This window comes from Nostoc sp. CCY0012 (assembly GCF_963920855.1).
Lineage (GTDB): Bacteria > Cyanobacteriota > Cyanobacteriia > Cyanobacteriales > Nostocaceae > Cyanocohniella.
This window is the reverse complement of record NZ_CAWUDM010000158.1, coordinates 1-10,253: the sequence shown is the minus strand read 5'-3', so window position 1 is coordinate 10,253 and position 10,253 is coordinate 1. Positions and strand designations below refer to the sequence as shown.

Genomic DNA, 10,253 nt, shown 5'->3' with positions numbered 1-10,253 from the left:
TAAGGGGACAAGGGGACAAGGGGACAAGGGGACAAACTTTATTCTGTATCCCTCTACGCTTCCACACCTACACTTCCCAATGGCCCCATCCCTCCTATTGTCAGCGAATAGAAACAGCTTCTCGTTCGTATTCTCTACCCTGACACGACTCATCTATCCAAGAAGCTAAACTACGAGCATTCGTATGAGGTGTCGATGGAAATTTACGAGCAATTTCTTGTGATTGCTGTTTTGCGTGGTTGCTATTGTTGTCACCTGTGGGATTGGGGAACTGGCATAAAAAGACAGTCCCAACTAAACAATTTGTCTTGAGTAGAAGAGTCCAAAACTTAATTGGTATATAAGTTAACCGCGAATCCTTGATTTCTGGTTTGGGTAAAACTTTGGCTTTGCTGGGCAAATCGATAGTAATTGCCAAAGGCGATCGCAATGGTTGATGTTGCCGGAGTAAGCTCATTGGTGACTTGGGCCCAGGCGGAGGTGCAACCTTAGTCACTACTGCAACCGATGACACAGTTTTGTGTATGCCAACTACCTCATTAGTCGCTGTCATTGATGATACAGGTTGAGGAAGCCGTAGTACATTAGCACTCAGCGGTTCAGAATCTGTGACTTCCGTATGAGCATAGGCAGGAATTTTCGGAGCCACGGTAACCAGTGGTACAGGTTGGTGTTCGCAATCCTCCTCCTGTACAGACTTAGTTTCCATCGGGGTTACAGTTAGAGAACTCTCTAAATTTACTAAACGTAACTCTTCATCAGGATTGAAGTTAAGACCTAAAGCCGTGATTATTTTATCGGGATTGTCATTCAAATCGAGAATGAAAGGAAGTATTTCATTCAACTGCGATTCTAAAACTGACAAAGTAGCCAAAATAAAACCAGAGGAAGGACGCCGCATTCCATTGTATGTACCCCAAACCCTCATGGTGCCAAGCCAAGAACGATTTTGCTCGTAATAACTCAGCCACTTCATTTTCAATGATTGACGTAGCTGCTGAATATTCATTAGATAGATGCCTCGCTTCAGTCAACAAGTGTGTAGTATTTTATATTTTCAAGCGCTTATCCCTGGGGATGAAACCGATAATAGAGCATTCGTTTGACACTTTGACCACCTAGTAAATGTTGTTCTACCACTAGAGGTACTTCTTTGGGTTGAACCCCGCTATACCAAACCATATCTGGTAATACCAGCACCATTGGCCCATTACCACATTGTCCTAAACAGCTACTGGCCGTTACTTCTACATTGGGAACTGGCAAAGCGGTAAAAGCAGCTAATACTTTTGCTGCACCCTGCTTTTTACAGGTACGATTTTGACACACTCGCACGCATTGAGAGGCAGATGATGGATCTATTTTTGGCGAGTTTGATGGTTGAGTTGTGTTTGACATATGTGAATGAGTGGTAGATACATTGGATATTGGGATGAAACTTCTACTCAATACCCAATACCCAATACTTAATACCTAACCTATGGAAAGTCCTTTTGAGGCTAACCATTCTTGGTTGAATATGCGTGACTGATAGCGGGAGCCACTGTCACATAAAATGGTAGCAATGGTGTGTCCAGGCCCCAACTGCTTGGCTAGGGCAACAGCTGCTGCGACATTAATACCTGTGGAACCACCCATTAACAAACCATCTTTTTGCAGAAGTTGGTAAACAACACGTAAAGCTTCTGTGTCGTCTATTTGAATGGCATCGTCAATTGGTGCGCCTTCCATATTGGCAGTAATCCGACTGTTACCTATGCCTTCAGTGATGGAATTGCCCTCTGTCTTGATTTCACCAGTTTTGATGTAGCTATAAAGCCCGCTACCCATAGGATCGGCAACTACGCATTTTACTGATGAATTTTGTGATTTTAGGTACATAGAAACACCAGCAAAAGTACCACCAGTGCCTGTTGCAGCAGTCCAGGCATCAATTTTACCATCGGTCTGCGTCCAGATTTCTGGGCCTGTGGTTTCGTAGTGGGCGCGGCGGTTGGCTAAATTATCAAACTGATTTGCCCAAATAGCATTTTCTAACTCAGCAGCAATTCTGCCAGATAATTTGACATAGTTATTGGGGTCTTTGTAGGGGACAGCAGGAACTGGACGAACTTCTGCGCCTAGTGTCGTTAACGCATCAATTTTTTCTTGTGACTGGGTGTTGGGAATAATAATCAGGCATTTGTAGCCTTTAGCATTGCAAATATGTGCTAATCCAATGCCAGTATTCCCAGCGGTTCCTTCTACCACGGTGCCACCGGGTTTGAGTAGGCCTTGTTGTTCTGCGTCTTCGATAATGTAAAGTGCAGCGCGGTCTTTGACGGAACCCCCAGGATTTAGAAATTCTGCTTTACCAAGGATTTCGCAGCCTGTTTCTTCACTGAAGCTATTTAAGCGAATCAGAGGTGTGTTGCCAACGGTGCCGACAAATCCATTTTTGATATCCATTGTGACTATACCTGAGTTCTTGTCTATAAGAATTTTGGCTTATAGCGGTGGTCAGATTGACAGTTTCTTCAACCAAAATATGAATACGTATGCGATCGCCTGACCGGAAGAGGCAGGGGGAAAGGGTGCAGGGGAGACACTGCCAACACAGTGACTGATGATTTTTTTAATTGGAAATCCCTTGGTGGCACTCAAAGATAGTAACTTAGGCTGGGAGTGGGAAGATGAGGAAGATTTGATTTTACCCATGACCAATGACTATCAAGCAATCTTTTAATGCGAACAATCACAGAAATTAATCAAAAAATCGGCCGTCAACGTGCGGTAGTGTTGACTATTGAAGAGTTAAAGGCCAGAGTTGCAGAAGTCGGCGTGAGTAAAGTGACCCAGGAAGTTGATGTAATTACAACTGGCACTTTTGAGCCGATGGAATCCAGTGGTGCAATTATTAATCTCGGACACACTGACCCCCCAATTAAAATTCGTCGCTGCTGGATCGATAATGTCCCAGCATATTCGGGATTTGGTGCCGTAGATTTATACTTGGGTGCCAGTTGTCCGGTAGATGTGATGGATGGAGAGGAAGTGCGGGAACATGGCGGAGGTCATGTGATAGAAGCTTTAATAGCTGGTAAACCTGTGCAGGTTAGAGCGCAAGGTCAAGTAACAGATTGTTATCCACGGGCAACTTTTGAAACTACTGTGACCCGTGAGACGATCAATCAGTTTTATTTATTCAATCCGCGCAATCTCTATCAAAATTTTATCGTAGGTGTGAACGGAGGCGATCGCCCACTGTTTACTTATCTAGGCCCCTTACAACCGGGTTTGGGAAATGCGGTTTATTCTAACCCTGGTGCCGTTTCTCCCCTGTTAAACGATCCTGATTTGCAACTTATTGGCATTGGTACGCGGATTTTTTTAGGTGGTGGTATTGGCTATGTTGCTTGGGAAGGAACTCAGCACTTTCCCTTACAAAAACGGTTGCCTAATCGGACACCCATTGGCCCTGCTGCTACTTTGGCTTTAATTGGTGATGCTAAACAAATGGATGCGCGTTGGGTGCGGGGTTGTTACTTTAAAAGTTATGGCCCTTCATTAATGTTGGGTGTAGGTGTGCCACTCCCGGTGTTAAACGAAGAAGTCATTGCCCGTTGTGCAGTCCAAGACAAAGATTTAGTAGCGCCAATAGTAGATTTTTCTATCCCCCGACGTGTGCGTCCTACCTTTGGTTTGGTGAGTTATGCCCAACTCAAATCTGGGCGTGTCACCATCGAGGGTAAAACTGTACGGACTGCTCCCTTGGCCAGCTTATTTTTTTCTCGGCAAATTGCCACAGAATTAAAACAATGGATTGAAGCAGGTACTTTTACCCTCACAGAACCAGTTGCACCTCTGCCGATGGAGCGATCGTTTTTACCCCAAGATCGGTGGACGGATTTTTAAGAGTGGGGACTGGGGAATTTATCTTGTTTTAGTGAGTTCAATACTAATTCGTCCGCCAAAATCGGGAATGGGTGCTGCGGGTTTGCTCACAATCACTTGAACTTGTGAGACGCGATCGCAATCTTGGAGAATAGAATCTGCGATCGCACCTACTAACCTTTCCAGCAAAGCAAACTTAGCGGTTTTCACTAAATGTTGTATTGAGTTAATCACACTGCGATAATCTAAAGTGTCTTCAATGGCGTCAGTCTTGGCCGCTGTTGAGATATCTAGCCATAACTTCACATCCACCTCAAACCATTGTCCTAAAACTTGTTCTTCTGGTAAGTACCCAGTGTAGCCATAGCAACGAATCCCTGTTAAATGAATGCAATCCATAAGAATTTGAAATTAAATTAAGCAATTTGTCAACAATACAGACCTAGCACCACTCCCCACTCCCAACTCCCCAGCTTACAGATGCCGATCGCCTATACAAATCTTAATCAACTTTGGGCTGATATCTTAACCGAAACACTCAAGCGTCTGGGATTAAATTGTGCTGTAATTTGCCCTGGTTCACGTTCTACACCTTTAGTAGTGGCCTTTGTCCAGCAAAGACCAGAAATTGAAGTCATTTCCATTCTTGACGAACGTTCAGCCGCCTTTTTTGCCTTGGGAAGAGCGAAAGTTACAGGAAAGCCTGTGGTACTAGTTTGTACATCGGGAACAGCCGGAGCGAATTTTTACCCAGCGCTAATTGAAGCCAAAGAAAGCCGCGTCCCCCTATTGGTTTTAACCAGCGATAGACCACCAGAATTAAGAGATTGTCACTCAGGACAAACCATAGACCAGGTGAAATTGTATGGTACTTACCCCAATTGGCAAGCAGAGTTAGCCTTACCGTCTCCAGACATGAAAATGCTGGCTTATCTGCGGCAAATGATAATTCATAGTTGGGAGCGCTGTCTATCACCAATGCAGGGGCCAGTGCATTTGAATATTCCCTTTCGTGACCCCCTAGCACCTATCCCCGATGGCACTGACTTGAGTGATTTACTGTCACAATTTCACCCAGAAGAATTTTTCGCAGTCGTCACACCCATCACTTCATTGCTGCATCACCCCATCTTCCCATCACCGTATTACCAAGAATGGCAACAATCTGAACGCGGTATCATTATCGCCGGTGTAGCCCAACCCCAAGAACCAGAAAAATATTGTCAAGCGATCGCTCAACTTTCTCAAACTTTAAAATGGCCAGTATTAGCAGAAGGACTCTCCCCAGTCAGAAATTATGCTAACCTCAACCCTTATTTAATTTCTACCTATGACTTGATTTTGCGGAATCAGCAATTAGCAAAACAGCTAGCACCAGACATGATTATTCAAGTCGGTGATTTGCCTACAAGTAAAGAACTGCGTAATTGGATAGATGCAACTTCAGCCCGACGCTGGGTAATTGACAACAGCCATCAAAATCTTGACCCTCTGCATGGGAGAACGATTCATCTACGGATGGGGATTGAGAAGATGGGGGAATGGGGGGATGTGAGACATGAGGGGGATTCTGATTACCTGAAAGAATGGTGTGCAGCTGAAACCCAAGTTCGGCTGGCTGTTGATGAAGCTATGGGAAATATGGATGAGTTGTTTGAAGGTAAAGCGGCTTGGTTACTTTCTCAAGTGCTACCACCAGAAACTTTATTATTCATTGCCAACAGTATGCCTGTTAGGGATGTAGAGTTTTTCTGGAAACCGAATAATTTAGGTGTGCGATCGCATTTTAATCGGGGTGCTAATGGCATTGATGGTACGCTTTCTACAGCTTTGGGAATTGCCCATCGTCAACAAAGTGCTGTGATGTTAACAGGAGATTTAGCATTATTACACGACACCAACGGGTTTTTAATCAGAAATAAATTTATTGGCAGTCTGACAATTGTTTTAATTAACAATAATGGTGGTGGCATTTTTGAAATGTTACCCATTGCCAAATTTGAGCCGCCTTTTGAAGAATTTTTTGCCACTCCCCAAGATATAGATTTTGCTCAGTTGTGTGCCACATACGGTGTTCAGTATGAATTAGTCACTTCTTGGCAACAATTACAGCAAAGACTCAATCCTCTGCCAACCACAGGAATTAGAGTATTAGAGTTACGCACAAATCGCAAAGCAGATGCTAAGTGGCGACGGGAAAATTTAGGTAATTTCTGCGGTTCAATAAAATTATCGCCACCATAAGCGTTTCTATATAGGACTTACGCAACTGGCATATTATTTTAAGTTTGTAGTGAGGACTTTAGTCCTCTCTGCGGTAAGCGCAGCTATGCCCGCAGGGCTTTACGAATTACGAATTACCCAAAGCTAAAACGGCATTTTGACCACCAAAACCAAAGCTAAAAGTTAATACATTTTTAATGTTGTGTTTTCGCGCTGTCGTTACTAAATTCAAATCAAATTCTGGTGTCTGTAAACCCACACATGGAGGTAATATTTGTTGCTGCAAAGCTAATAATGAAAATGCCATACCCAAGGCTCCTGATGTTCCTAATGTATGACCTGTAGCACCTTTAGTAGAACTGACAGCGACTTTTTGAGAAAATATAGTTTGTATAATTTTGCTTTCTATCCGGTCATTTAGCTGTGTAGCTGTACCGTGAGCATGAATGTAATCAATATCATTCGGTGTCAAAGAACTGCGTTTGAGACATTGCTGAATTGCTGCGATCGCACTTTTGCCTTCTGGTTCTGGTTGATTTGCATGATAAGCATCTGTCGTTAAGCCAAAACCCAACACTTCACCGTAAATTTTGGCGTGACGCTGCTTGGCTAACTCTTTTGATTCCAAGACAAACACAGCTGCACCTTCACCCAACACTAAGCCTTCCCGATGTACATCAAACGGATAAGCCCCGGTTTTTGCTAAAGCGCCCATTTGTTGGAAGCCTGCTAAAGTCAGAGGTGTAATCGGTGCTTCCACTGCACCTGCGATCGCTCGTTGACATTGCCCAGTTTTAATTAATAAAGTCGCTTGAGAAATTGCCCAAATACCAGTAGCACAAGCAGCCATTGGTGCCAACACAATATTAGTTGCCCCAATTTGTCTTGCAGCTGCGATCGCATTCATATGTGGTAAAAAATCTAACCAATCCTCTAATTTTTCTTCACTGTCAGAGGAATATTCACCAAAATACATTTGCCGCGCCAGTGTTTCCCATAATCCTTGATGACTGCGACTTGAACCGATGACAACTGCACAATCAATTAAAGGTGGTTTTAAACCAGCATCTTGCAAAGCCGAATCAACTACCATCTGAGTTAACATTTTTAACTTAGCTGGTTTTTCCCCAATCAACCCTAGAGGTAGTGGTGATAATTCAAGAAATGGTTGATACCGTTGAATCCCCGATTTACCCAAAATTAATTTTTGCCAATTCTCCTTTAAACTTTTACCCAAGGCTGAAACTAGCCCCATACCAGTGATGACAACTTCAACCATGTAAAACTATAAAAAGGGATTGTTCAACACCTGAATCTCGCTCTTCTTAACGACCAATTTGAATGAGTGCAAGTAGTCTACAAAGTAGATAAAAAGAACGTATGATATTTCTGCGAGATTTTTTGCTTCTAAATAACTTCTTCAGCTAAAACTTGACCCTTAACCCGTTCATATTCATCTTCAAGAAGCCACTCTTGAGCTGCTTGATAGTTAGAGTGAGTAACTACGAGTTTATAGCCAGATGCAGGGTTATAAATACGACAAGTACCATCTTCATTGACAACTAACATCAAAATTTTGGGTGGGAAAATAACGGGATCAACCCAGAGTTCTATGAATTTCCATGTTTTAGCCTGTTCTGCGAGGGCTGGTGCGTGGGATTGCATGATACTCACCTGTTGTTTTCACAATTTTGATCTCACCGTCGTAAAGCGGGATTTGGCTTCCTTCTGCTTTAATTATGTAACCTATCGGTTCCCAAAAGTAGAGTCCATATCGTTCATAATCATCGTCTTCATCCTCTATTCCAGTTCGCTCTCCGTTTGCAATAATAGCCTGTGTGACTCGTTCTAGGGTTTTGCGATCATTGAATACATGCGCTCTACCTTCTCTTCGTAGCAGTCGTTGAACTTGAGGCGTGTCAGGTAAATGGCGCTCGATTAGGCTTAATCGGGGATCTGGGATGATATCTCGCTCAATTCCGCTCATCAGTTGAGTAATCAGATATTACTCTCTAACCCCCTATTGTCAGTAATTGTGCTGTTAAGCTTGGCAAAATAAATAAGCAGGGGCAATCTTAGATTCTAGATTGAACTCAATCCCAAATTGCCAATCTAAAATTCACAATTGAATTGCCCCATGCTTAAGGATTATTGCGCTGCTTTCAAATTCTCAGCACCTTGAGTAACCTTAGCCGATTCAATGCGATCGCCTTGTTGAATTTTGTTCACGACATCTAAGCCTTCGGTAACATTACCAAATACGGCGTAGTTACCATCTAAGAAAGCATGATCCGCGAGGGTAAAGTAAAACTGTGAAGACGCGGAGTCTGGCATTTGCGATCGCGCCATAGCTACCGCACCCAGTTTATGTTGTAACTCAGGTGGTTGATTGATAGTTTTACCGTAAATCGGTTGTTCTGCGCCTTTTGGCTTAATTTCTAAAGGTATGTAACGTTGATTTCCGGTATTGGGATCAACGTAACCACCAGTTCCTAATCTATTTGCTGGAACTTTGGGGTCTTTACTTTGGGGATCGCCCCCTTGAACTACAAAAGGTTGGGGTTCGCGCACTACCCGATGGAAAACTAACCCATCGTATACGCCCTTTTGAACTAAATCGACGAAGTTGCCAGATGTAATTGGGGCATTTGTGCCGTCTACCTCGATAGTAATCGGTGAACCGTTGACGGTCATCACCACGGTAGCCATACCTTCGAGGCGTGGTAAATTTTTCATTCCCGGAATACTCTCACTTGTATTTTCTGATACAGATGTTGTCTCAGTATTTGTAGTCGTGTTTGTCTCACCTGCTGTTGCGTTAGGAGAAGAAGAGTTAGAAGTTGCTTCCTCATCAGGTGTACATCCTCCTAACATCAAAGCACCGACTATCAATAGAGAAACTAAAAATTGTGAAACTTTGAACCGCATAGCCAGTTACCAACACAACCAATGTATCTTATCCTGTGATTAGTAATTGGTCATGGGGAAGAGGCAGGGGGGCAGGGTGCAGGGTGCAGGGGGGAAATTTCTTCGTTACTCCCTACTCCCCACTCCCAATTCTTTACAACCCTTCTAAGGGTACTCCCAAAAACCTAGCTAACTCAGCACCTGTGGTTTCTAACTCCGCTAAAGATAACGGTTGACCTACCCGTGTTAAAGGAATGTCTCTACGACCCTTAACGCGCAGGTAAATAGCCCGACGAGGATTGAGACCTTCTTTAATGTCAATCCTTACAGACTGTACATCTTGGATACGGCTATCCAGTTCGATGCGACGGTTTTTGCCTGGAAAGCCCCAACGAAAAATTTTGATACTGCCAGTTTCTTGATTAAAATCGTTGTAGCCGCCGCCTACGTCCCAGAGAATAACTAGCCAGAGGTATAAAGCTAAAAGCAGTCCAGCGCTGCCATATAAGCCCATCACTAGTCCTTGAGGGACGAAAATCAGTTGAGTGGCATCGGTAACTAGGAGTAAATTTACTTTGAGGTAACTAGATATGCCAGCTAACAAAAAGCCTGTGGCTCCTAATGTCACGATAATTGCCCAACAGTAGTTGCTCAACCGACGAGAACCGAGAACATTTTGATGCAGGGTACTTGAAGGATTGCGATCGCCATTAGGTGAGTCGCCTGTGTTAATTGTTGTTGATACCGTCATGGAACTACCTTGGCCCGTGAGTTCTTCCCTTTCAAAGTCTGCCATTTTGCGAGCTTGTCTTGCAAGTTGTAGGTCTAGACTTTTAAAATTTATGAGAAAAGTTGTGTCAGATTGTTAAAATTCTGATATTCATAATATGTAATAGGTTTGTGTTAAATACCTGATTTACGCAAGTGCATTAGGCAAAAACCCGAACAAATGTGATAAGTTAAGAATCATTAAGTTACCACAAGCTAGATATTTAGCCAATGGTACGTGTAATGGCATAACTCTGAGAAGTGCCGATTATCAAGATGGTAAAGTCTCAGATTCTCAGATGCTGGTAAGCTACTGAGATTGTCAAAAAAAACGTTATTCCTCGTGGTAGTCGCATTCATTCGGGTAAATAACCGATAGCGCTGCTTCCAAGACGTTGCAATTTTAGTAAAAAGAGGATTTTAGTTCAATGACCATCGCAGTAGGACGCGCCCCCAGTACAAGAGGGTGGTTTGACGTACTA

At 43.3% G+C, this 10,253-nt stretch carries 11 protein-coding genes; 2 read left to right on the top strand and 9 right to left on the bottom strand.

The genetic code is table 11. The features are described from left to right. Positions 1 to 100: 100 nt before the first annotated feature. From ACM0OS_RS26830 to ACM0OS_RS26820, 3 genes are all read right to left on the bottom strand, one after another. The gene (locus ACM0OS_RS26830) at positions 101 to 1,009 is read right to left on the bottom strand and encodes a DUF5331 domain-containing protein (RefSeq protein WP_414546224.1); all 909 of its coding nucleotides are present in this window, start codon (positions 1,007 to 1,009) and stop codon (positions 101 to 103) included. A 56-nt stretch (positions 1,010 to 1,065) separates the two neighbouring features. Next, on the bottom strand, positions 1,066 to 1,398 hold the full coding sequence (locus ACM0OS_RS26825) for a (2Fe-2S) ferredoxin domain-containing protein (RefSeq protein WP_414546223.1): 333 nt from the start codon (positions 1,396 to 1,398) through the stop codon (positions 1,066 to 1,068). A gap of 75 nt (positions 1,399 to 1,473) precedes the next feature. Further along, positions 1,474 to 2,448, bottom strand: coding sequence for a cysteine synthase A (locus ACM0OS_RS26820; RefSeq protein ID WP_414546222.1), 975 nt, complete (start codon positions 2,446 to 2,448; stop codon positions 1,474 to 1,476). A gap of 276 nt (positions 2,449 to 2,724) precedes the next feature. On the opposite strand from ACM0OS_RS26820, the gene ACM0OS_RS26815 reads away from it, so the two are divergent. After that, a complete protein-coding gene (locus ACM0OS_RS26815; protein WP_414546221.1) occupies positions 2,725 to 3,894 on the top strand; it encodes a homocysteine biosynthesis protein in 1,170 nt (389 codons plus the stop codon). Positions 3,895 to 3,912: 18 nt separating this feature from the next. On the opposite strand, the gene folB is transcribed toward ACM0OS_RS26815, so the two are convergent. Beyond that, a complete protein-coding gene (folB, locus tag ACM0OS_RS26810; RefSeq protein WP_414546220.1) occupies positions 3,913 to 4,272 on the bottom strand; it encodes a dihydroneopterin aldolase in 360 nt (119 codons plus the stop codon). 81 nt (positions 4,273 to 4,353) lie between these two features. On the opposite strand from folB, the gene menD reads away from it, so the two are divergent. Next, the gene (gene menD, locus ACM0OS_RS26805) at positions 4,354 to 6,117 is read left to right on the top strand and encodes a 2-succinyl-5-enolpyruvyl-6-hydroxy-3-cyclohexene-1-carboxylic-acid synthase (protein ID WP_414546219.1); all 1,764 of its coding nucleotides are present in this window, start codon (positions 4,354 to 4,356) and stop codon (positions 6,115 to 6,117) included. Between the two features lie 106 nt (positions 6,118 to 6,223). Here the strand turns inward: menD and ACM0OS_RS26800 are convergent, their stop codons facing one another. From ACM0OS_RS26800 to ACM0OS_RS26780, 5 genes are all read right to left on the bottom strand, one after another. After that, a complete protein-coding gene (locus tag ACM0OS_RS26800) occupies positions 6,224 to 7,375 on the bottom strand; it encodes a beta-ketoacyl-ACP synthase (protein ID WP_414546218.1) in 1,152 nt (383 codons plus the stop codon). Between the two features lie 128 nt (positions 7,376 to 7,503). Beyond that, positions 7,504 to 7,761: a hypothetical protein gene (locus ACM0OS_RS26795; protein WP_414546217.1), complete on the bottom strand. Its 258-nt coding sequence runs from the start codon at positions 7,759 to 7,761 to the stop codon at positions 7,504 to 7,506. Continuing rightward, complete coding sequence (locus tag ACM0OS_RS26790; RefSeq protein ID WP_414546216.1) at positions 7,724 to 8,083, bottom strand: DUF6972 family protein; 360 nt, start codon at positions 8,081 to 8,083, stop codon at positions 7,724 to 7,726. The genes ACM0OS_RS26795 and ACM0OS_RS26790 overlap by 38 nt, the downstream gene beginning before the upstream one ends. A gap of 161 nt (positions 8,084 to 8,244) precedes the next feature. Further along, positions 8,245 to 9,024, bottom strand: a complete 780-nt coding sequence (locus ACM0OS_RS26785) for a peptidylprolyl isomerase (protein ID WP_414546215.1) — start codon at positions 9,022 to 9,024, stop codon at positions 8,245 to 8,247. Between the two features lie 133 nt (positions 9,025 to 9,157). Next, positions 9,158 to 9,754 carry a photosystem I assembly protein Ycf4 gene (locus tag ACM0OS_RS26780; protein WP_414546225.1) on the bottom strand — a complete coding sequence of 199 codons (597 nt, stop codon included), beginning with the start codon at positions 9,752 to 9,754 and terminating at the stop codon, positions 9,158 to 9,160. Positions 9,755 to 10,253: the final 499 nt, after the last annotated feature.